Origin of the sequence: Eudoraea chungangensis (assembly GCF_029360665.1) — a bacterium.
GTDB lineage: Bacteria > Bacteroidota > Bacteroidia > Flavobacteriales > Flavobacteriaceae > Eudoraea > Eudoraea chungangensis.
This window is the reverse complement of record NZ_JARDUB010000003.1, coordinates 363,226-384,459: the sequence shown is the minus strand read 5'-3', so window position 1 is coordinate 384,459 and position 21,234 is coordinate 363,226. Positions and strand designations below refer to the sequence as shown.

Genomic DNA, 21,234 nt, shown 5'->3' with positions numbered 1-21,234 from the left:
TATTTAAACTTCTACTGATTTTACAGTTTTGATGATTCTTCCTGCAATTTTGTAAGGATCTCCGTTAGATGCAGGTCTTCTATCTTCTAACCAGCCTTTCCATCCTTTTTCTACGGTCATTATAGGAATTCTAATTGAAGCTCCTCTATCGGAAACACCATAACTAAAATCGGTAATAGCAGCAGTTTCGTGCAGGCCTGTTAGCCTTTGATCGTTAAACTCACCATATACAGCTATATGCTCTTTGGTCACAGGTCTAAAAGCTTCACATATTTTTTCATAAGTTTCTTGAGAGCCACAAGTTCTCAAAGTAGTATTGGAAAAATTTGCGTGCATTCCTGAACCATTCCAGTCTCCTTTAACAGGTTTCGGATGAAGCTCTATATAGTAGCCATAGCTCTCGGTAAGACGATTAAGTAAATATCGTGCAATCCAAATTTCGTCTCCAGCTTTTTTAGCGCCTTTTGCAAATAATTGAAATTCCCATTGTCCGGCAGCAACTTCTTGGTTAATACCTTCAAAATTCAGACCAGCCTCTATACATTGATCAGCGTGTTCCTCAACTAAATCTCGTCCCCAAGTATTTCTTCCACCTACGGAACAATAGTAAAGACCCTGTGGGCCCGGGTATCCACCAATTGGGAATCCTAATGGTAATTGAGTTTCGACATCCATAATAAAATACTCCTGTTCAAAACCAAACCAGAAATCATTGTCATCATCATCAATGGTGGCACGGCCATTGGAAGCATGCGGACTACCATCAGCATTTAAAACCTCCGTCATAACTAGGAATCCATCTTTTCTGGCAGGATCTGGATAAATAGCAACTGGTTTTAAAAGACAGTCAGAGGATCCTCCCTCTGCCTGCTGGGTAGAACTACCATCAAAAGACCACATGGGGCAATCCTCTAATTTTCCACTGAAATCTTCTTCAACTTTGGTTTTACTTCGTAAGTTGGCAGTGGGCTCATACCCATCTAACCAAATGTATTCTAATTTTGATTTGCTCATAATAACAAGAATTTTTAATAAAAATAAGACCTTCAAAAATATATTTTTTATTGCTATTGCCATAACAATGTAAGGGGTAAATATGAAAAAAAATGGTATAATTATTAACACCCCCTTTTTTTTAAGGGTATTTTGAAAAATTATCATATTTTTTGCCATTTTCTATTAATTGTTTAATTTATCTTTGGTCTACAATTAATTTCTTGTTTATGGCTATAAATAGATTTGAAGCAGTTGCTGAAAGTACTAAAAGAACAGCATTGGCACTCGAGGACCATGGAAGGCGGTCGGAATTGTTTGGAACAAACGTTTTTAATGAAGAGCGGATGTTACAATATCTTACAAAAGAGGCCTATAAAAGGGTAAATGATGCTATTTTATCGGGTTCTAAAATAGATAGAAAAATAGCCGACCAGGTAGCTGAAGCTATGAAGGCTTGGGCTATCTCTATGGGAGCTACGCACTATACACACTGGTTTCAGCCCCTAACTGGTGCAACGGCAGAGAAACACGATGCCTTTTTTGATTTAATACCTGATGGTAGAGCAGTTGAGAAATTTGGTGGCTCTCAACTAGTACAGCAGGAGCCAGATGCATCGAGCTTTCCAAGTGGGGGAATAAGAAATACATTTGAGGCAAGGGGTTATACCGCTTGGGATCCGACATCTCCGGCTTTTGTATACGGATCAACTCTATGTATTCCAACAGTTTTTGTTTCGTATACGGGAGAAGCTTTAGATAATAAGGCACCATTATTAAGGGCACTGCACGCCATTGATATAGCCGCAACCAATGTAGCGAAGTACTTTGACAAGAATGTATCTAAAGTATATGCTACCCTTGGATGGGAACAGGAATACTTTCTGGTAGACAAGGCACTGGCAAATTCAAGACCAGACCTAATTTTAACAGGAAGAACACTAGTAGGGCACCTACCTGCAAAGGGGCAACAACTAGACGATCATTATTTTGGTGTAATTCCTACCAGGGCGATTAACTTTATGAGCGATTTGGAAAAGCAGTGTCTGACCTTGGGGATACCCATTAAAACCAGACATAATGAGGTGGCACCAAATCAGTTTGAACTGGCGCCGGTATATGAAGAGGCTAACCTCGCAGTAGATCATAACTTATTGTTGATGGATGTGATGGAAAAGGTAGCTGATCGCCATCGTTTAAAAGTGCTTTTTCATGAAAAACCTTTCGCTGGAATAAATGGTTCGGGTAAACACAATAATTGGTCTCTGGCAACAGACACCGGAGTTAATCTATTAAGTCCGGGTTCTACACCAATGAAAAACCTACAATTCTTAACCTTTTTTGTAAATACCATCAAAGCAGTGGATACTTATGAGTCTTTATTAAGATCTTCCATTGCCTCTGCTAGCAATGATTATCGACTGGGTGCAAATGAGGCCCCCCCAGCTATCCTATCTGTTTTTATTGGAACACAATTAAGCAATGTTCTGGATGAGTTAGAAGGAGTTTCTAAAGGAAAATTATCTCCAGAAGAGAAAACAGAGTTAAAACTAAATGTAGTTGGGAAAATACCTGAAATCCTCTTAGACAATACAGATAGAAATAGGACTTCTCCTTTTGCCTTTACAGGGAATAAATTCGAAATGAGGGGAGTTGGGTCCAAGACGAATTGCGCAAAACCAATGACGGTACTTAATACCATTGTTGCCAAACAATTAATCGATTTTAAAAAGGAAGTAGATGTTTTAATAAATAAGAAGAACCTTAAAAAAGATGAGGCGGTTTTCAATATTTTGAGGGAGTATATAAAATCCTCCAAAAGGATAAGATTTGATGGGGATGGCTATAGTCTGGAGTGGGAAAAGGAAGCAGCAAAACGCAAATTAAGTAATAATAAAAATACTCCTTCGGCACTACAAGTACTAACTTCTGTGGAAAGTCTAAAATTGTTTGATGACCTAGAGGTAATGAGTAAAGTGGAAGTAGAGGCGAGAAAAGAAGTGGAATTGGAAACCTTTATTCTACAAACACAAATTGAGGGAAGAGTATTTAATGAACTAGTATATAACTATATTTTACCAGCAACGGTTGCCTATCAAAATAAGCTTATCCAGAATGTCATTGGTCTAAAAGAAATCTATGGGGCTGCTCACAAGAAACTATCTGAATCTCGACTTACCCTTATAGAACAGATTTCAGAACATTTAGTAGCTCTTAAAGGCCTTACCGATGATATGACAAACGCCAGAAAAAGTGCTAATGGCATAAAGGATGTAAATAAAAAAGCCTTTGCCTACGGGGATAATGTAAAACCGTATTTTGAAAAAATTAGATACCACAGCGATAAGTTGGAACAATTAGTTGAAGATGCTTCCTGGCCCCTTGCAAAATACCATGAACTCCTCTACATTAAATAATTTGTAATTAATTGTGCACTTCACTCCTTAATTTTTTAAAGGTTTGTCTATTTTTGCCAAAACCCTAATTAAATGGATTCTTCGGCTAGCAAACGTTATGATCAAAGAGGAGTTTCGGCTTCCAAAGAAGATGTTCACAATGCTATAAAAAATATTGATAAAGGATTATTTCCTAAAGCCTTTTGTAAGATTGTTAGGGACGATCTTACCAGAGATGATGCGTATTGTTTGGTAATGCATGCAGACGGTGCAGGAACCAAATCGGCTTTGGCCTATATGTACTGGAAAGAAACTGGGGATCTCTCTGTTTGGAAAGGAATAGCCCAGGATGCTTTAGTAATGAATTTAGACGACCTACTCTGTGTAGGTGTTACCGATAACATAATGTTGTCTTCTACCATTGGTAGGAATAAAAACCTAATTCCTGGAGAGGTCATTGCTGCCCTAATTAACGGAACTGAAGAGTTAATTGCTGACCTGGCCAAATATGGCATATTTATCTACTCTACTGGAGGAGAAACTGCTGATGTTGGGGATTTAGTGAGAACCATAATAGTTGATTCTACAGTAACAGCCCGTATTAAGAGGAGCGAAGTTATTGATAATGCAAATATAAAAGCAGGGGATGTAATTGTTGGTTTGGCCTCTTTTGGACAGGCAAAGTACGAAGAAGAATACAACGGTGGTATGGGTAGTAATGGACTTACTTCTGCCAGACACGATGTGTTTTCCAAATATTTAGCCGAAAAGTATCCTGAGAGCTACGATGCACAAATCCCCGAAGAACTAGTTTACTCTGGCAAAGTAAAACTAACCGATACTATAAAAGATGCACCGCTTAATGCTGGTAAGTTGGTTTTGTCACCTACTAGGACCTATGCTCCCGTGATAAAGAATATCTTAGAAAAATACGATGCTTCGGATATTCATGGAATGGTCCACTGCAGTGGCGGGGCTCAAACCAAGATTTTACATTTTATAGACCAGCTGCATATAGTAAAAGACAATATGTTCGATGTTCCTCCTCTTTTTAAGCTTATTCAAGAGGAATCAAATACCGCATGGAGAGAAATGTATCAGGTATTTAATTGCGGTCATAGAATGGAGCTCTATGTAAATGAAAATATTGCTGCCGATATTATGTCTATTTCGGAAGCCTTAGGGGTAGAAGCCAGAATTATTGGTAGAGTAGAGGCTAGTACAACTAAAAAACTTACGATAAAAAGTACCTACGGGACCTTTGAATATTAAACATACGATTCCTTCCTAAAATACGTTCTTTTAGTAATAATATTTTAAGGGATATATCTGTTTTTGACTACCCCTTTCAATAAGAGTAAGAAAAATTATCATGGAAAGAAAACAATTTTTAAGAAGTCTTGGTGCTGGTGCGGCTTTTGCAATAACTTTCCCTTGCCTACAGGGATGTTCTAGTGATGATGGCGAAGGGCCGGTTATTCCCATCCCAGAAGGAGTAGATTTTACAGTTGATCTAGAATCTGCTGAAGGAGCACCTTTGGCAGAGAACGGGGGTTATATTTTAAAGAACGACATAGTTGTGGTAAAGAATTTAACAGGGCAGTTTGTCGCCGCAAGCCAGATATGCAGCCACCAACAAACGGATCAAGTACGTTTTATAGAATCTAATGGGGGTATTTTTAGATGCTCTACCCATGGTTCTGAATTTGATCAGAACGGAACGCCCTTAAATACTATTACAAATAATCCTCTTAAAATATTCAATACAGAGCTTAATGGAAATATTTTGAGGGTATTTGAGTAATTAATTACTTATTTGCAGTCCTTATGAAGAATACCCCCAAATTCTTATCTCCTATTTATGGCATTCTCCTTTTAACAACATTAGGTAGCTTATGGATGCTTTATTTTAAAGATCCGGCTACTTTATGAGGATAGGACTTGTTCTCATATTGTCCCTTTTTTTTGGGTTTTCCGGTACCGCGCAACAAAAAAGATTTGTCACGGTGAAGAGAGCTCTCACCCTCATGGGTTCTTCTTTTGAGATAACAGTAGTAGCCTCCAATGAAGAAATAGGCTATATCAATATTGAAGAGGCAATTGCCGAAATTAGGCGCCTCGAAAGACTAATCTCCTCATGGGACCCTATGTCACAAACTTCTGAAATTAACAGAAGCGCAGGAATTAAGCCTGTGATTGTAGACTATGAACTGTATGCGCTTATTGAAAGAGCCGTGCAAATTTCGGAATTAACTTCAGGGATGTTCGATATTAGTGTTGCGTCTATGGATAAGATATGGGACTTTGATGGTAGAATGACATCTTTTCCAAGTCCGGAGAAAATTAGTGATGGCGTTTCCCGAGTAGGCTATAAAAGCATAGTGCTAAACAAACAGAACCATAGTGTTTATTTAAAGGAGAAAGGCATGAAAATTGGTTTTGGCGGTATAGGTAAAGGTTTTGCGGCCGATAAAGTAAAAGAACTATTAATGTCTAAGCAAGTTCCTGGGGGAATGATAAATGCCGGCGGCGATATAACAACATGGGGGACAAAATCGACAGGTGAAAAATGGCTTATTGGTGTAGATAACCCCGATAGGGATAGTCGGTTTTTTACCTGGTTACCGTTGGTAGAGTCTTCCGTTTCCATTAGTGGAATATACCAGAAGTATATCACTTTTAGAGGAAAGAAGTACTCGCATTATCTGGATCCATTATCTGGATATCCCAGCACTGGTATAAAGAAAGTCACTGTTTTTTCAAAAAGCGCTGAACTATGCGATGCTTTAGCCACAGCAGTATATGTAATGGGAAAGGAACGAGGTCTGGCGCTTATAAACCAATTAGGTGGAATTGAAGTTATAATTGTTGATAATTTTAATAGAATTGATACTAGTAGCGGACTCCTTCTCAAAACAACTAAATAACAAATCAATTTTTTAATTTGCCTATTTCTTGCCTGAATCTCCGATTATAGACGTTAAAAAAGTTGTAAATTCGCATTCCTAAGGAAGGTATATGTTAGATAAGTTAAATATTGTAAAACAACGCTTTGATGAGGTTTCTGACCTGATTATTCAGCCAGACATAATTAGTGATCAAAAGCGTTATGTAAGACTTAATAAAGAGTACAAGGACTTACGTCTATTAGTAGATAAACGTGAACGGTATCTTGAATTAACAAATAATATTTCGGAAGCCGAGGAGATCATTGCCGATGGTAGTGATGAGGAAATGGTGGAAATGGCTAAGCTACAGCTAGATGAAGCTAAGAGTGCTATGCCTGCTTTGGAAGAGGAGATTAAGCTTCTTCTGATACCAAAAGATCCGGAGGATGAGAAGAATGTGGTAATGGAAATTAGAGCCGGAACCGGAGGGGATGAAGCCAGTATATTTGCAGGAGATTTATATAGGATGTATGCCAAATACTGTGAATCTAAAGGATGGAAAACAAATATTATTGACCTAAGTGAGGGTACGAGTGGAGGCTATAAGGAAATTCAATTTGAAGTTAACGGAGAAGATGTTTATGGTACTTTAAAGTTTGAGGCCGGAGTTCATAGAGTTCAGAGAGTACCCCAAACAGAGACCCAGGGCAGAGTACATACCAGTGCCGCTACGGTGATGGTCTTACCCGAGGCGGAAGATTTTGATGTACAGATTGATCCAAAGGATGTGCGCATAGACTTCTTTTGCTCTTCTGGTCCAGGGGGTCAGTCGGTTAACACAACCTATTCGGCTGTAAGGCTTACACATATTCCTACTGGTTTAGTTGCCCAATGTCAGGACGAAAAGTCGCAGCATAAGAATAAAGACAAAGCCTTCAGGGTATTACGATCTCGTCTTTATGACATGGAGTTGGCCAAAAAGCAAGAGGAAGATGCCGCCAAAAGAAATTCTCAAGTAAGCAGCGGTGATAGGTCAGCAAAAATTAGAACCTATAATTACCCGCAGGGTCGTGTTACGGATCACCGTATTGGACTTACTCTATACGACTTGCAGAATATAATTAACGGAGATGTTCAAAAAATAATTGATGAGCTTATGTTGGTTGAAAACACGGAAAAACTAAAAGAGGCTTCTGAGATTTTTTAACTTATACTATGACCAATGAAGCTTTAGTTGCCCAAATAAGAGAGAAGAAATCTTTTTTATGTATTGGATTGGATACGGACCTCGAAAAAATCCCTCCGCATCTGTTAAAAGAGGAAGATCCCATTTTTTCATTTAATAAGGCTATAATTGATGCAACCCATAATCTTTGTGTGGCTTACAAGCCCAATATGGCTTTTTATGAAGCCTATGGCTTAAAAGGTTGGAAAGCTTTAGAAAAGACAATGGACTATCTAAACAGCAATTTCCCAAATATATTTACAATAGCCGATGCGAAAAGAGGGGATATTGGAAATACTGCCTCGCGTTATGCAGAGGCATTTTTTAACGGGATGGGCTTCGATTCAATTACAGTTGCTCCGTATATGGGAAAGGATTCTATAGAACCGTTTTTAGCATTCAAAGAGAAGCATACAATACTATTAGCTTTAACCTCTAACAAAGGAGCCTTTGATTTTCAAACAAAAAAAATGGGAGATCACTATCTTTATGAAGAGGTCTTGGAAGTTTCTAAACGATACGAAAATTCTGAAAACCTAATGTATGTCGTAGGAGCCACTAAGGCCGAATACATTGCAGACATAAGGAAAATTGTACCAAATAATTTCTTATTGGTGCCAGGAGTGGGTGCCCAAGGTGGCAGTTTGCAAGAGGTCTGTAAACATGGCTTAAATGCACAAATTGGACTTCTTATAAACTCTTCCAGAGGAATTATTTATGCCTCGCAAGGACAAGATTTCTCCATAAAAGCTTCGCAAAAGGCTCAATTACTCAGAGACCAAATGGCTGTTTACCTTTAACGCCCTTTAAAGATTACTGTACAAAGTTCTCTAGCAACTTTTTTAGTTTTCGAGCTTTTAACTCAAAAAAAGCGGCAAGTTTGTCATCGGAATATTTTAAATCCGAAGCCTTTTCTAGAAAATTCTGATACTGATACTCCATAAGGGAGAAAGCATGCTGCGTCTGGGTGATTGGGGTAATTGAACCCACTTTGCAATGTTGATTGTTCATGATCACATTCTTTGTTCTTCCAAATATACGGCCGAAAGGGAGGTTTGGATGTTTTCTTTCTATGTATTCCATGAAAAATCAGTTGATTTGACTTTTTTTTAACCTTTCGATTACATTTTTACTGTAAATTCTATGGCTTTTTAATGAAATAGACAATAGGCCAACCTCTATTCAAGAAGATGAAGAGAGTAAATTCTCCGTTGAGAAGCTTCTTATTAAATCCCCATAATTAGATATTCGGGAATTTACTAAATAAAAAAAACCGGTGTTTCCACCGGTTAAAACTAAATAACTCAAAAAAATACTAACTCAAAATAGTTCCTTTAAAATCGCTACTTCGATTTATTAAAGGTGCCATAAGAAGGGTGTTACCCTATAGATTCTTAACGAGAAATTGCTCATAATATTGTGGGAATTCACCGCTTTAAATAGATAGTTGAGATAAAAAGATATACCTGACAAAAGGTGATTATTCAGAATAATGCCGTTCAATTATTTTTTCGGTTTCCGTCTTGTTTCTAAAAACATCAAAGGTTTTGCCTTGGGTTCTGAGAGCTCCTAGGGTATTTGCATATTGTGCTGCTTTTACCGGGTCATTGTATTTGGAAAACCCATAGGCTAATCCTCCCGCAAAAGAATCTCCACAGCCTGTGGTGTCTATGACATCTTTCATAAAGACCGACTTGATAAATGTTTTTACCACTTTTCCTTTTTCCAAATAGTAAAGTACACACCCCCGAGAGTCTAGAGTTACGTAAAAGTAAGATACGCCTTTTTGAAGAACATGAGCCGCCATATCATCCATATGGTCTGTTTTTTCTTCATCATAACTACTCATTTCTTCTGCTTCGTATTCATCCTTAAACCAACACACCTGGGACTCTTCAAGATTCATTTTAAGAATATCAATATAGGGCAACCATTCGTCCATGTCTACCCAGAACTTGCGGTAGCGATCCCCTGTCATACTCATGGTAGTGGTTGGCCCATGTGCATCAAAAATTATAACACCTTCTGAATTCTCTTTTAAATATTTTAAAGTGCTTAGTGAAATTTCAAAGTCCGTGATAGGAACAAAAACAAAGGCATTAACATTTTGTAAATCAGATACATCCTCAGGTAAAATGGGTTGCATACAAGCCGTTTGTTTCTCTAAACGATTGTTCTGATCTAAAAACTTGAGCTCAATAACGGTTCCCCGATTTGAACTAGAATCTACATGGTCTGTATTGATATTTGGGTAGGGATTAAAAACATCCATAATACCACTATGATCTTTTTTATGAATTTTAGAAACTGGTATTACCTCACCCTTATCGCCAAGTAATTTAGAGAGGGCAATTACCGGATGGGTTACACAGCCATATTTCCGTATTACTTCATTTTGATAGGTATATATAGTGTCCCTTGGAATAGGGCCCAAAACGGCAATCTTAATCATAGATAGTTTAAATTTGTTCGTGAGGTTAAGATACTAAATATTAACCGGCAATTAAAAACTTAAAATTAAGCCTAAGAGAAGATTACTGTTTTATTATGATAGACCATGGTCTTCCGCTTAATATGCAATTCAACCGCTCGCGAAAGCACAATTTTCTCTAAATCCCTGCCCTTTGCAATAAAGTCTTTTACCCTATGAGCGTGCGAAACGGTAGTTACGTCTTGTTCAATAATCGGACCTGCATCTAGTTCTTCTGTGACATAATGACTTGTCGCTCCAATTATTTTCACTCCTCTTTTAAAAGCTGCGTGGTACGGTTTGGCACCTGCAAATGCAGGAAGAAAGGAATGATGAATGTTAATAATCTTATTGGGATAATGCGCAATAATTGTTTTACTCACTATTTGCATATAGCGCGCTAAAACAATAAAATCTATTTGTTTTAATTGCAATAGCCTTAGTTGCTCAGCCTCCGCTACTGCCTTTGTATCTTTGCTTACTGGAATATGATAAAATGGAATCTCAAATTGGGCTGCAATACTCTTGGCTTGTTCGTGGTTACTAATTATAAAAGGAATATCTACTTCTAATTCACCAGATTTATAGCGACTCAGTAAATCGTATAAACAGTGATTGTATTTGGAAACGAAAATAGCCATTCGAGGTTTTACCTCCTCCATATGCATACTCCATTTCATCTGGTAGGGTTTGGCAATTTCAAGCTCAAACTGATCTTTAAAATGTTCTGGAAACACTTCCTCCTCAAAATCACTTTCTAAACGCATAAAGAAGACGCCTAATTCTTTATCCACATGCTGATCCAAATAGATAATATTTCCCTCTTTTTTTTGAATAAAGGTGGTAACACTGCTTATAATCCCTTTTTGGTCGGGGCAATTTATGAGTAAAGTTGTTCTCAATGCACAAAATTTGGTGGTAAATTTAGACAATAGATGTCGTATGTACCTTTTTGTCTTGAATTTTTTCAAAATAGACAGAAGAATCAATTCTTTTTTGCATTTATCGTAAATTGCCAAGGATAAGACTTACACCGCTTAATAATGCAACAACAAAAGCCCTATTCACCTAAAAATAAAGTAAGAATTGTAACTGCTGCTTCTCTTTTTGATGGGCACGACGCCGCTATAAATATTATGCGTCGTATTATTCAATCTACAGGGGTTGAGGTCATCCATTTGGGACACGACAGAAGTGTGGATGAGGTTGTGAACTGCGCCATACAGGAAGATGTGAATGCCATTGCGATGACTTCTTATCAAGGGGGGCACAATGAGTATTTCAAATATATGTTTGATTTATTGCAAGAGCGTGGAGCCTCGCATATTAAAATTTTTGGAGGGGGAGGTGGTGTTATTTTGCCGGCAGAAATTAAGGCCCTAATGGAATATGGTATCAGTAGAATATATTCGCCGGATGATGGACGCACCATGGGCTTGCAAGGTATGATTAATGATCTGGTCTCTCAGGCAGATTTTCCGGTGCCACCACTGGGATTAGATAATAGTAAGGCGCTTATAAAGGCATTTAAGGAAAAGCAAGCCGGGGTATTGGCACGTCTTATAAGTTTGGCAGAAAACAGACCATCAGAATTTGATGAAGTTTTTAATGGGCTAAAAGACTCTGGTAAGAATGTACCAGTCCTTGGCATTACAGGGACAGGGGGTTCCGGGAAATCTAGTTTGGTGGATGAATTGGTTAGGAGGTTTTTAATAGACTTCCCATCAAAGGCCATAGGAATTATTTCAGTAGACCCTTCTAAAAGAAAAACCGGAGGCGCTTTATTGGGAGATCGAATTCGAATGAATGCCATCAATTCGCCAAGAGTATATATGAGGTCTTTGGCTACTAGGCAGTCTAATTTGGCACTGTCCAAACACGTAAATGAAGCCATTGAGGTCCTAAAACAAGCGGAGTTCGACTTAATTATTTTAGAGACCTCGGGAATTGGTCAGTCGGATACAGAAATTATTGAACACAGCGATGTTTCTCTTTATGTGATGACCCCTGAATTTGGAGCGGCCACCCAGCTGGAGAAAATTGATATGCTGGATTATGCCGATTTAGTGGCCATTAATAAGTCCGATAAAAGGGGGGCATTAGATGCAATACGAGATGTTAAAAAGCAGTATGTTCGAAATCATAGCCTTTGGGATGTAGAGGAAGATTCCTTACCTGTTTTCGGTACCACTGCTTCCGAATTTAACGATCCGGGAATGAATAGGCTTTATAAGGCCGTTATGGCAGTGATAAAAGAAAAGGCCGCTACACAGCTTGTTTCCAGTCTTAAAATAAATAAGGAAATGGAAGAAAAAGTTTATGTGGTCCCGCCTTCTAGAACCAGGTACCTTTCCGAAATTACAGAAACGCTTAAAGCCTATGACTTGGAGAGTCAGAGACAGGCAGAAATTGCACAGAAATTATATGGCCTTTATACTACTATAAAGGGAATTTCCCAAACTGAGGTAGATTTGGACAAAACAGGTTTAGTTCTAGGAAATACGGCTGGTGAAAAGAAAGACATAGACGTTTTTGTTAAGATGCTTTTGTCGCAATTTAACGCAACAAAGTTAGAACTCAATCCATATAATTGGGAGCGGATTATTTCTTGGAATGCTAAAAAGGAAAAATACCAGAAAGAACAGTATGTCTTTAAGGTTAGAGGTAAGGAAATAGCTATAGAAACACATGTAGAATCACTTTCAAAACTTTCAATCCCAAAAATAGCCATGCCTAGATATAAGGCATGGGGAGATCTTCTTTTATGGGAACTACAGGAAAACGTGCCGGGAGAATTTCCTTATACGTCCGGATTATACCCTTTTAAGCGTACCGAAGAGGATCCTACACGCATGTTTGCGGGGGAAGGTGGTCCCGAACGAACCAATCGAAGATTCCACTATGTGAGCTTAGACATGCCGGCTAAAAGACTTTCTACTGCATTCGATTCTGTTACCTTGTATGGAAATGATCCAGATTATAGGCCCGACATATATGGTAAAATCGGGAATGCGGGAGTTTCAGTTTGTTGTTTGGATGACGCTAAGAAGCTGTACTCTGGTTTTGATTTAAGTAATCCAATGACTTCGGTAAGTATGACAATTAATGGTCCGGCGCCGATGCTTCTAGGGTTTTTTATAAATGCTGCTATAGACCAAGGCTGTGAGAAATATATACACCAGAACAATTTAGAAGAGAAAGTAGAAAAAACCATTAAGGCAATCTATAAAGGGGCCATAGATAAAAGACCTGCGTATAGAGGAGACCTGCCTGAGGGGAATAATGGTTTGGGACTTTTCCTTTTGGGAGTAACTGGGGATCAGGTCTTACCTCAAGACATATACAATGAAATAAAGCTTCGCACCTTAGCTACTATTCGAGGAACTGTTCAGGCAGACATATTAAAAGAAGACCAGGCTCAAAATACATGTATCTTTTCTACGGAGTTCGCACTTCGCTTAATGGGAGATGTACAGGCTTATTTTATAGACAATAAGGTTCGAAATTTTTATTCTGTATCTATTTCCGGATATCACATTGCAGAAGCCGGAGCAAACCCTATAACACAATTGGCCTTTACTCTTTCTAATGGTTTCACCTATGTAGAATACTATTTGAGTAGAGGAATGGATATTAATAAATTTGGACCGAATTTATCTTTTTTCTTTTCGAATGGAATAGATCCGGAATATGCCGTTATTGGTAGAGTGGCAAGAAGGATTTGGGCTAAGGCAATGAAGGAAAAATACAGGGCAGGTCCTCGGGCTCAAATGCTTAAATACCATATTCAAACTTCAGGTCGCAGTTTGCATGCTCAGGAAATCGACTTCAATGATATCAGAACTACCTTGCAAGCACTATATGCCATTTACGACAATTGTAATTCTCTGCATACAAATGCCTATGATGAGGCTATTACTACACCGACGGAAGAATCGGTAAGGAGAGCCATGGCTATTCAACTAATTATAAATAAAGAATTAGGACTAACTAAGAATGAAAACCCTTTGCAAGGTTCTTTTATTATTGAAGAGTTAACAGATCTAGTAGAAGAGGCTGTGTTAATTGAGTTTGATAGGATTACAGAAAGAGGGGGTGTTTTAGGAGCTATGGAGACTATGTACCAAAGATCTAAGATTCAAGAAGAAAGCATGTACTATGAAACCTTAAAACACAATGGTACTTATCCAATAATAGGGGTAAACACATTTCTTAGTTCTACAGGTTCCCCAACTATTTTACCCGCAGAAGTGATTAGAGCGACAGAAGAAGAAAAAAAGGATCAAATAATAACATTGCAGAATCTACACCAAAGGAATGAGGAGAAAGCCAGCTCCCTGCTAGACGAGCTGAAAGAAGCAGCCGTAAAGAATCAAAATATTTTTGAAAAATTAATGGAGGTTACAAAGTACTGTTCTTTAGGCCAGATTACCACTTCTCTTTTTGAAGTTGGAGGTCAATACAGAAGAAATATGTAGTATGCTAAATCTTCTGATCAGTAGCCCCTGTAATCGTTAAAACCCCAAGTGGAATTTCCGGATAAACCACCGTAAGACTTTCTCCATTTCTTGAAAGAGCGCCTAAAGCTTAGAATTTCTTTGCGCATTAAATCTATATATTCTCTTTCTTTTAGGCCATCCTGTTCCAATCCATTACAATACGAAATAATATTTCGAATCATAATATTTATAAAGGAAATGGATTTCATCCTAACATTGTAAGATTCAGAAGCCTCAACTCTGGCAATTTGCTGGGGAATCAATATGGCATCTGTTAACAAAGAATCGGCAATAGTATCTCTTAAACTATTTGATTGGCAGAGGGTTAGCAAATCTTTGTTTTTAGATACAAAAGATGCAATCTCCCTACTCATAGAGCATAGCTCTATAGATTTTCTATAAACCGGAATCGTCCTTAAGTTCTTGTAGGGCATTTTATTTTTCCTTATTTCTTATATAAATTTACGTGCAAAACTGTAAAGTTTGCTTTGTTATTTAAAGCAAAAGAATTATTTTACTTTAAAATACTTATTAGTTATTATTATTTGTTATGATAGATAAGATAGACGATTTGAATTGGAGAATACTTGCCATACTGCAGCAAAATTCGAGACAATCTTTGGTCGAGATAGGGAAAAAAGTAGGACTAACACCTCCTGCTGTGGCGGAGAGAATTAAAAAAATGGAAGACAGTGGAATATTGGAAGGCTTTAAGGCGAAAGTCTCTTACGCTAAGGCAGGTTATCAACTAAAAGCTATCATAACTTTAAGGGCTTTTATGGGGAAACTTAAGCCATTTTTGGAAATGGTACCTGGGCTTCCCGAGGTAACCAATTGTTACCGAATAACGGGTAATGAGAACATTGTGATGGAAGTAGTATTAAAAGATCAGGGGCATTTGGAAGAATTTATTGATCAATTGATTAGATATGGTGAAACCAGAACCCATATTATTCTTTCGGATGTAGTTTCTCAAGCCCCAATAAAACAAATTTAACATTAAATCGTTTTTAATACATCCAAGATTTATGTAGTTGAAGTACTAAAGCAGGTATTTTAGATGCTATCTTATAGCTTAATCTTTTAAAAACATTTAAAATCTAATAGTTGTTAGACTTGTCTTTTATTACTTAAATTAGCTAGTGACCATTGGAGCTTGTTTTTGTATTTTCAAATGTTGAAATTGTTAGATATTACCGCCAATTTTTTACAAATGGTTTTTTTTGGCTAGGTTTTTGATATTTTCTTTTTATGAGGTATGTATTTGTGCTACTTTTTTTGATTTACCCCATTTTTGGAGCTATTTCCCAAGAAAAACAAATGAGTTTTACCAAAGGAAGAATAATAGATTCTGTTAAAATAAAGGATAGCATATCCGAATCTTATAATCTTTATATACCAAAACGATTTGATGGAGTAGGGAAATGGCCTGTACTCTTTGTTTTTAGTATGGAAGGTAAAAGCAAGAGAGTATTGTCTATGTTTAGGCAGGCGGCTGAGGACCATCGTTTTATACTTGCCTCTTCTAACAACGTGAGTGATAGTCTCTCAATTTCTAAAAATATTCTAATCACTGGCAGGATGATAAGAAATGTGTCATCGGTCTTACCTATAGATAAGAACAGGGCATATACCGGAGGATTTGGAACCGGTGCAAAGTTTGCCACCATTGTACCATCATTTATAAAGCAAATTGCAGGTGTTATTTCCATAGGCTCACCAGTACCAAATATGGAGCTTTTGAACACAAAGCGGCCTTACCATTTTGTCGGAATAGTGGGGAATGAAGACTTTAACTATCCCGATATGCTTCAAGAAAAACCAATCTTGGGGAAACTTAAGTTTCCTAATAATCTTATAGTATTCGACGGTGGTGCTAAAGACTATAATTCAAGTGCAATAAACAAATCGTTTGAAATTCTTGTTTTATCCTCTATGGCTAAAGGCAACTTGGCAAGGGATGAAGAGTTTATAATGGAGAACTATACCAAAGACTTTCAACAATATAGAGGATTGCTTAGCAAAGGTAATAAGTATAGGGCCAAGGAAGGGTTGTCTCAGATTATTTCAGTATACCAGCCTTTAATTAATGTAGATTCTTTACAGGATGAATTACGAACTGTGAAAAAGCATAAGACCTATAAGATTCAAAATAGAGCCTTTAATAATACCCTATTTCAGGAATCTCTTATCCGTGAAGAGTTTGAGTATAATTTAGGCGAAGATATTAGTTCTCTTAATTATAATAACCTTGGCTGGTGGAATTATAAAGTAGGGGAATTAAAGAAATATGACAGCAAAACGGATTCTTTGCAAGTACAAATGGGAAGACGCTTGATTGGATATCTAAACGCCCTAGTGGAGGATTTTATAGACTTGGAAAAATCGCAACAGCTTGTAAACGATGAGGTCCTTAGTTATTTATGGATGATTAAAACCATAACAGACCCGTTAGATTATCAATATTATTTAAATATTATTTCCGATAGTTCTAAGTATGAAGATTATGGGACAGCACTTTTCTATCTGGAAGAACTTTTAAAACAGGGCTATACCAATAAGGAAGAATTATATTCTTTAGAAGACACTGCCCTATTGAGAATTATGCCGGAATTTAATTCCGTCGTAAATAAATATCTCAAAAGCTCCAGATACGATCGAATTATTGAGAAATAAACCTAGGAACTTGCTTCAGGTCCCAATTTATGACTAGACCGCCGGCTATAGATTCGGCAATTTCTTTTCCATATAAGTATTCACAAACATATAAAGCGGCTTCAAAGCTTTTTGCCCCTCCGGCTGAAGTAATATACTTCCCGTCATGAACAAATAGGACGCTGTCTTTTACTCTAATTTCGGGAAACATCTTCTTATATGTACCTATGTCACTTGGAAAAGTTGTAGACCAATGGGAATTTAACAGGCCTGCTTTGGCTAATACAAATGCGCCATCGCAATGTGAAGTAACTAACATGGCATTTTTATCTACCTTTTTAACGAAGTCTAGCATAGCAGTATCTGCTAAATCAGAGTCCAGATGGTGTTCAGCACTTGGAACTACCAGTATATCAATTTCTGGAATACTATCATTTAAATAGTTGAAATCAGGAAGTATTCTCAGGCCTTCAAATGTGGTAATCGCCCTATCCGTATTGGCAACTGTAAAAGTATTCATAGCCTTTATCCCTTTTCTGAATTGAGTGTGCTGAAAGATGTCGTAGGGGGCAGTAAATTCGGTGTTGTAGGTGCCTTCCATAATAAGAAAAGCTACATTATATCTATTTTCAACAAGAGTAGACTTGTAGGCTGATACTTCCATAGGCACAGATTTCTCTTCCTCATTATTTTTACAACCAAGGTGTAAGAAGGTTAATAGGCAGAGCAAAAGGCACAATTTAGTATTCATGTTCTTTTTTAATTCTTAATTAGCACTCTATTTAATAGCAAAAGTAACAAAATACCAATTAGGCCAATCGCAGATGCAACATACCAAGTAAAGGAATAGCCAAAATTTGCAATGGATAAAAATCCACTATTATGGGCAAAGATGTGTGAAGCTGAAAATGCTATGCTATACAAGGCCATATACTCTCCCTGATTACCTCTTTTGGCTCTTTCCATAGCAAAGGCATTGGAAAAGGGAAAGGCAATCATTTCACCTAGAGTCATCATTAACATGCCAATAACTAATACCCCGTTCCAAGAAGATAGATTTAACACTAACAAGCTTAAAGTGACCAGTGCCAAGCCTACAATCATATGGCCTATTTTGCTAATTGCCCTTGTTTCAAGATACTTAATGAGTGGCATCTCAAATACAAAAATCAAAAAACCATTCATGGCAAGCAGAAGACCAATTTCGGCCTCATCTAAATTTCTCGCCTCATTGTAAAAAAGTGGAATGGTTGAAAAATACTGCACAAAGACAAATCCAAAAATAACCATGGTAAGTACAAAAAGTAAATAAGCCCCATCTTTATAAGCAGATATTGGACTGGTATTTATGGTGCTATCCAGTATTTTAACTTTTTTAGGGTTCAGAACTGCCAATAATAGCCAAGCTGCTATGATGCAACTAATTCCGTCTACCCAGAAAAGCCCATCATATCCTAAAAATCCAATAATTAGTCCGCCTATAGCTGGTCCGGCAGAAAAACCTAGATTTATGGCAAGTCTAATTAAGGTTACCGATCTAGTTTTATTCTCTGGTTTACTATAGGTGCTAAGGGCAACAAAAGTAGCTGGTCTGAAGGCGTCCGCCACCACCATCAGAATAAATATGGCCAGACAAACAATTTCAAAAGAGGCGACGAATTGTATTAAAATAAACAAAAGACCCGACAGATGCAGACTGTAGAACATAACTTTATAGGGGCCGTAGACATCTGTTAGTTTTCCGCCAAGCCAGGAACCACAGAGGGAACCAAGTCCAAAGCAGCTCATTATAATTCCAACTCTTTCCAGACTAAAACCCAAATCCTGGGTTAGGTAAAGAGATAAAAAAGGAATTACCATAGTGCCAGCTCTATTTATCAGGGTAATGAGCGCAAGCCACCATACCTCTTTAGAGAGGCCTTTAAAAGAATTTAAATAGCTGTGGATTAGGCGGTTCATAAATTATAATTGAATAAAAAAAGCCCGGCTAATTAGCCAGGCTTTTTTTTATGATATAGTGATCACAAGTCAACACTGGTCTTTTGTTTTAGAAGAAAGAATCGATGTTACTTGTTTATGTGTCATTGTACTTTTGGTTTTAAGATGCTGTAAATGTAAATAAAAAATATAGATATTGTAATTTTACCATAAATAATTACGAATGAAAAAAGGTATTGGAGTTATTTGGCTGTTGATAGTGGTTGTCTTCTCCTCCTGTGGGGATAAGAGGCGTTATCATGATGAAGCTAAAGAGCAGGAGGTATCCTTGTATCCTGCGCAGATAAAAGAAATAGTTAAATTTCAGCAGAATTTAAATAAGACTTTTAAGGATCCAAATTTATCCCCACTTCCGGACAGATTTAGAAAAGATTTTGACGGCTTGGATTTCTTTAAACCAGATACACAGTTTATTGTTCAGGGGATATTAAAAAGAACTCCCAATGCAATTCCGTTTATGATGCCAACCAATACAGAAAGGTTCTCAGAGGAGACTGTGTACGGTATCATAGAGTTTAGGCTTCAAAACAAAGCTTATTCCTTAGAAGTGTATCAGAATGTTCAACTAAGGGACTCCATAGGATTTCGGGATTACCTTTTTTTACCTTTTTTAGATAAAACAAATGGTGTGGAATCTTACGAAGGGGGTAGGTACTTAGATTTATCGATACCGGAAGGAGATGCAATAACCTTAGATTTTAATAAAGCGTATAATCCTTATTGCGTGTATAACAAGAAGTATTCCTGTCCTATTGTTCCTAAAGAGAATTACTTAAATACCGAGATAAAGGCAGGGGTAAAACGATTTGATAAAACCAACAAATAACCCCAGCAACTTGGTTGCCGGGGTTGGGTAATTTAACTAAACAAAACTAAACTAAAGGCGGTATTTTTAAGCTTTTTCTAAAAGGCATAAACGGCAGCCAATAAGAAGGAGGATAAATTATCCTGAGCTACTAGATCTGAATTTAAAAAGGCATCATCGGAAGCTGTGTCGAATCTTATTTCTGGTTTTATTGCCAGATTCCCAAGTTGAATATTTCCTGTAGCGGTTAAGGCAAAAACATTAGAATCTTCTACTCCTGTACCAATGGCTCCATAATCTCCAATTTCACTAAAATATTCTCCTCTTAACCCAATTGTAAAGGTTTCAGAGGTAGTATATTGTGGATAAAGGGCTACCCCATAGAATCCAAGATCATCTGGAGTAAATTCGTCAAAGCCAACATCTCCTGTATCTTGATAGGTTGCATTAATTCCTAAGAAAAAGTCTTCTCCAAAATTAAAGCCGCCGGTATAGTCTATTTGAAATAGACCAGATATACTCGGTTCCACTATGTTTCCATCTATTAAAACTTTGTCTATACCTTGTTTTCCATAAAGAAAATTTAAGTACTGACCGGCATAGCCAATTTGCGCTCCAAAACTAAAATCACTTACTCTGGCCGAAGAGGTGAAATCTGTCTGATTCAAAATAGCGACCATTGCTGACCAATCGTTTCCTAAATCGAAGTCGGCCTTAAGACCCGCATGAGAAAAGGGACCATAAGAGAACATATAGGAAGTACTATAATTGAAATTAGCAACAGGAGATATTACTTCATATCCCAAAAAAGTATTGAAATTACCAAAGGTTAGGGTAACTTTTTCACTAACATTCCAATACACATATAATTGGTTTACAATATTAGTTGACCCTATATCATTAAATACAGCGTCTTCTCCTCTTGGACCAAAAACTAAGTCGGCCACAAAGCCTACTTTTTCACCCTCATAACCTAAGATTAAGTTTGCCATACCAATGGAAAAACCATGGTCATTTGCAAAAGAGGTTCCAGGCGCACTAGGTTCTATTTCGCCGATTTCTACACCATTCTCAATAACAGGGACCTTACTATTTAGGCCATTAAAGTTGGTTCTGTAATAGGCATCTACCGATCCACTAAAATTGAATGTCATTTTTTTCTCCTCTTCCTCTTCCTGTGCAAATGCTGAGGAGGCAAGAATAAGCACTGCTAATAAAAACAGATTTTTTATGTAACTTGTATTTGTAAATGATTTCATAACTCAATGTTTATGCTTTCCCTTAGGGGTTAGCTGTTAATATGAT

18 protein-coding genes are annotated in these 21,234 nt (G+C 37.4%); 10 read left to right on the top strand and 8 right to left on the bottom strand.

Annotation, left to right across the window (positions count from 1 at the left end):
• Window positions 1-3: 3 nt before the first annotated feature.
• Window positions 4-1,014, bottom strand: a complete 1,011-nt coding sequence (locus PXG98_RS08490) for a glutamine synthetase beta-grasp domain-containing protein (RefSeq protein WP_276390292.1) — start codon at window positions 1,012-1,014, stop codon at window positions 4-6.
• A 209-nt stretch (window positions 1,015-1,223) separates the two neighbouring features.
• Here PXG98_RS08490 and PXG98_RS08485 point away from each other — a divergent pair, with 209 nt between their 5' ends.
• From PXG98_RS08485 to pyrF, 6 genes are all read left to right on the top strand, one after another.
• A complete protein-coding gene (locus PXG98_RS08485; RefSeq protein ID WP_276390290.1) occupies window positions 1,224-3,410 on the top strand; it encodes a glutamine synthetase III family protein in 2,187 nt (728 codons plus the stop codon).
• Between the two features lie 72 nt (window positions 3,411-3,482).
• The gene (locus tag PXG98_RS08480) at window positions 3,483-4,661 is read left to right on the top strand and encodes an AIR synthase related protein (protein ID WP_276390288.1); all 1,179 of its coding nucleotides are present in this window, start codon (window positions 3,483-3,485) and stop codon (window positions 4,659-4,661) included.
• A gap of 100 nt (window positions 4,662-4,761) precedes the next feature.
• Window positions 4,762-5,193 (top strand): QcrA and Rieske domain-containing protein, encoded by a 432-nt coding sequence (locus PXG98_RS08475; protein ID WP_276390287.1) that lies wholly within the window; start codon window positions 4,762-4,764, stop codon window positions 5,191-5,193.
• 124 nt (window positions 5,194-5,317) lie between these two features.
• Window positions 5,318-6,316 carry an FAD:protein FMN transferase gene (locus tag PXG98_RS08470; RefSeq protein ID WP_276390285.1) on the top strand — a complete coding sequence of 333 codons (999 nt, stop codon included), beginning with the start codon at window positions 5,318-5,320 and terminating at the stop codon, window positions 6,314-6,316.
• A 91-nt stretch (window positions 6,317-6,407) separates the two neighbouring features.
• Window positions 6,408-7,484, top strand: coding sequence for a peptide chain release factor 1 (prfA, locus tag PXG98_RS08465; protein ID WP_276390284.1), 1,077 nt, complete (start codon window positions 6,408-6,410; stop codon window positions 7,482-7,484).
• A gap of 8 nt (window positions 7,485-7,492) precedes the next feature.
• Entirely contained in the window at window positions 7,493-8,302 is an 810-nt protein-coding gene (gene pyrF / locus PXG98_RS08460; RefSeq protein ID WP_276390282.1) for an orotidine-5'-phosphate decarboxylase, read from the top strand.
• Between the two features lie 13 nt (window positions 8,303-8,315).
• On the opposite strand, the gene PXG98_RS08455 is transcribed toward pyrF, so the two are convergent.
• The 3 genes from PXG98_RS08455 to purU form a co-directional block, all read right to left on the bottom strand.
• A complete protein-coding gene (locus PXG98_RS08455) occupies window positions 8,316-8,585 on the bottom strand; it encodes a hypothetical protein (RefSeq protein WP_276390281.1) in 270 nt (89 codons plus the stop codon).
• A 397-nt stretch (window positions 8,586-8,982) separates the two neighbouring features.
• The gene (locus tag PXG98_RS08450) at window positions 8,983-9,954 is read right to left on the bottom strand and encodes a carbohydrate kinase family protein (protein ID WP_276390280.1); all 972 of its coding nucleotides are present in this window, start codon (window positions 9,952-9,954) and stop codon (window positions 8,983-8,985) included.
• Window positions 9,955-10,025: 71 nt separating this feature from the next.
• Entirely contained in the window at window positions 10,026-10,874 is an 849-nt protein-coding gene (gene purU / locus PXG98_RS08445; RefSeq protein WP_276390278.1) for a formyltetrahydrofolate deformylase, read from the bottom strand.
• Between the two features lie 141 nt (window positions 10,875-11,015).
• Between purU and PXG98_RS08440 the strand changes: the two genes are divergently transcribed.
• Window positions 11,016-14,450, top strand: a complete 3,435-nt coding sequence (locus PXG98_RS08440; RefSeq protein ID WP_276390276.1) for a methylmalonyl-CoA mutase family protein — start codon at window positions 11,016-11,018, stop codon at window positions 14,448-14,450.
• Window positions 14,451-14,467: 17 nt separating this feature from the next.
• Here PXG98_RS08440 and PXG98_RS08435 read toward each other — a convergent pair whose 3' ends face one another.
• A complete protein-coding gene (locus PXG98_RS08435; protein ID WP_276390274.1) occupies window positions 14,468-14,905 on the bottom strand; it encodes a hypothetical protein in 438 nt (145 codons plus the stop codon).
• A 116-nt stretch (window positions 14,906-15,021) separates the two neighbouring features.
• Between PXG98_RS08435 and PXG98_RS08430 the strand changes: the two genes are divergently transcribed.
• Both PXG98_RS08430 and PXG98_RS08425 read left to right on the top strand, forming a co-directional pair.
• Window positions 15,022-15,468, top strand: a complete 447-nt coding sequence (locus PXG98_RS08430; protein ID WP_276390273.1) for an Lrp/AsnC family transcriptional regulator — start codon at window positions 15,022-15,024, stop codon at window positions 15,466-15,468.
• Window positions 15,469-15,791: 323 nt separating this feature from the next.
• Window positions 15,792-17,147 carry an alpha/beta hydrolase gene (locus PXG98_RS08425; protein WP_276390272.1) on the top strand — a complete coding sequence of 452 codons (1,356 nt, stop codon included), beginning with the start codon at window positions 15,792-15,794 and terminating at the stop codon, window positions 17,145-17,147.
• On the opposite strand, the gene PXG98_RS08420 is transcribed toward PXG98_RS08425, so the two are convergent.
• Both PXG98_RS08420 and PXG98_RS08415 read right to left on the bottom strand, forming a co-directional pair.
• A complete protein-coding gene (locus PXG98_RS08420) occupies window positions 17,134-17,790 on the bottom strand; it encodes a DJ-1/PfpI family protein (RefSeq protein WP_276390779.1) in 657 nt (218 codons plus the stop codon). The two genes, PXG98_RS08425 and PXG98_RS08420, sit on opposite strands and share 14 nt — an antisense overlap.
• A gap of 95 nt (window positions 17,791-17,885) precedes the next feature.
• Window positions 17,886-19,085: an MFS transporter gene (locus tag PXG98_RS08415; RefSeq protein ID WP_276390271.1), complete on the bottom strand. Its 1,200-nt coding sequence runs from the start codon at window positions 19,083-19,085 to the stop codon at window positions 17,886-17,888.
• A 202-nt stretch (window positions 19,086-19,287) separates the two neighbouring features.
• On the opposite strand from PXG98_RS08415, the gene PXG98_RS08410 reads away from it, so the two are divergent.
• Entirely contained in the window at window positions 19,288-19,950 is a 663-nt protein-coding gene (locus tag PXG98_RS08410) for a DUF1684 domain-containing protein (RefSeq protein ID WP_276390270.1), read from the top strand.
• Window positions 19,951-20,027: 77 nt separating this feature from the next.
• On the opposite strand, the gene PXG98_RS08405 is transcribed toward PXG98_RS08410, so the two are convergent.
• Window positions 20,028-21,188, bottom strand: a complete 1,161-nt coding sequence (locus tag PXG98_RS08405; RefSeq protein ID WP_276390269.1) for an outer membrane beta-barrel protein — start codon at window positions 21,186-21,188, stop codon at window positions 20,028-20,030.
• Window positions 21,189-21,234 lie beyond the last annotated feature (46 nt).

Coding starts and splice junctions, on each gene's coding strand:
- PXG98_RS08490 (WP_276390292.1), bottom strand. CDS start 1,014: ATGAGCAAATCAAAATTAGAATACATTTGGTTAGATGGGTATGAGCCC.
- PXG98_RS08485 (WP_276390290.1), top strand. CDS start 1,224: ATGGCTATAAATAGATTTGAAGCAGTTGCTGAAAGTACTAAAAGAACA.
- PXG98_RS08480 (WP_276390288.1), top strand. CDS start 3,483: ATGGATTCTTCGGCTAGCAAACGTTATGATCAAAGAGGAGTTTCGGCT.
- PXG98_RS08475 (WP_276390287.1), top strand. CDS start 4,762: ATGGAAAGAAAACAATTTTTAAGAAGTCTTGGTGCTGGTGCGGCTTTT.
- PXG98_RS08470 (WP_276390285.1), top strand. CDS start 5,318: ATGAGGATAGGACTTGTTCTCATATTGTCCCTTTTTTTTGGGTTTTCC.
- prfA (WP_276390284.1), top strand. CDS start 6,408: ATGTTAGATAAGTTAAATATTGTAAAACAACGCTTTGATGAGGTTTCT.
- pyrF (WP_276390282.1), top strand. CDS start 7,493: ATGACCAATGAAGCTTTAGTTGCCCAAATAAGAGAGAAGAAATCTTTT.
- PXG98_RS08455 (WP_276390281.1), bottom strand. CDS start 8,585: ATGGAATACATAGAAAGAAAACATCCAAACCTCCCTTTCGGCCGTATA.
- PXG98_RS08450 (WP_276390280.1), bottom strand. CDS start 9,954: ATGATTAAGATTGCCGTTTTGGGCCCTATTCCAAGGGACACTATATAT.
- PXG98_RS08440 (WP_276390276.1), top strand. CDS start 11,016: ATGCAACAACAAAAGCCCTATTCACCTAAAAATAAAGTAAGAATTGTA.
- PXG98_RS08435 (WP_276390274.1), bottom strand. CDS start 14,905: ATGCCCTACAAGAACTTAAGGACGATTCCGGTTTATAGAAAATCTATA.
- PXG98_RS08430 (WP_276390273.1), top strand. CDS start 15,022: ATGATAGATAAGATAGACGATTTGAATTGGAGAATACTTGCCATACTG.
- PXG98_RS08425 (WP_276390272.1), top strand. CDS start 15,792: ATGAGTTTTACCAAAGGAAGAATAATAGATTCTGTTAAAATAAAGGAT.
- PXG98_RS08420 (WP_276390779.1), bottom strand. CDS start 17,790: ATGGAAGTATCAGCCTACAAGTCTACTCTTGTTGAAAATAGATATAAT.
- PXG98_RS08415 (WP_276390271.1), bottom strand. CDS start 19,085: ATGAACCGCCTAATCCACAGCTATTTAAATTCTTTTAAAGGCCTCTCT.
- PXG98_RS08410 (WP_276390270.1), top strand. CDS start 19,288: ATGAAAAAAGGTATTGGAGTTATTTGGCTGTTGATAGTGGTTGTCTTC.
- PXG98_RS08405 (WP_276390269.1), bottom strand. CDS start 21,188: ATGAAATCATTTACAAATACAAGTTACATAAAAAATCTGTTTTTATTA.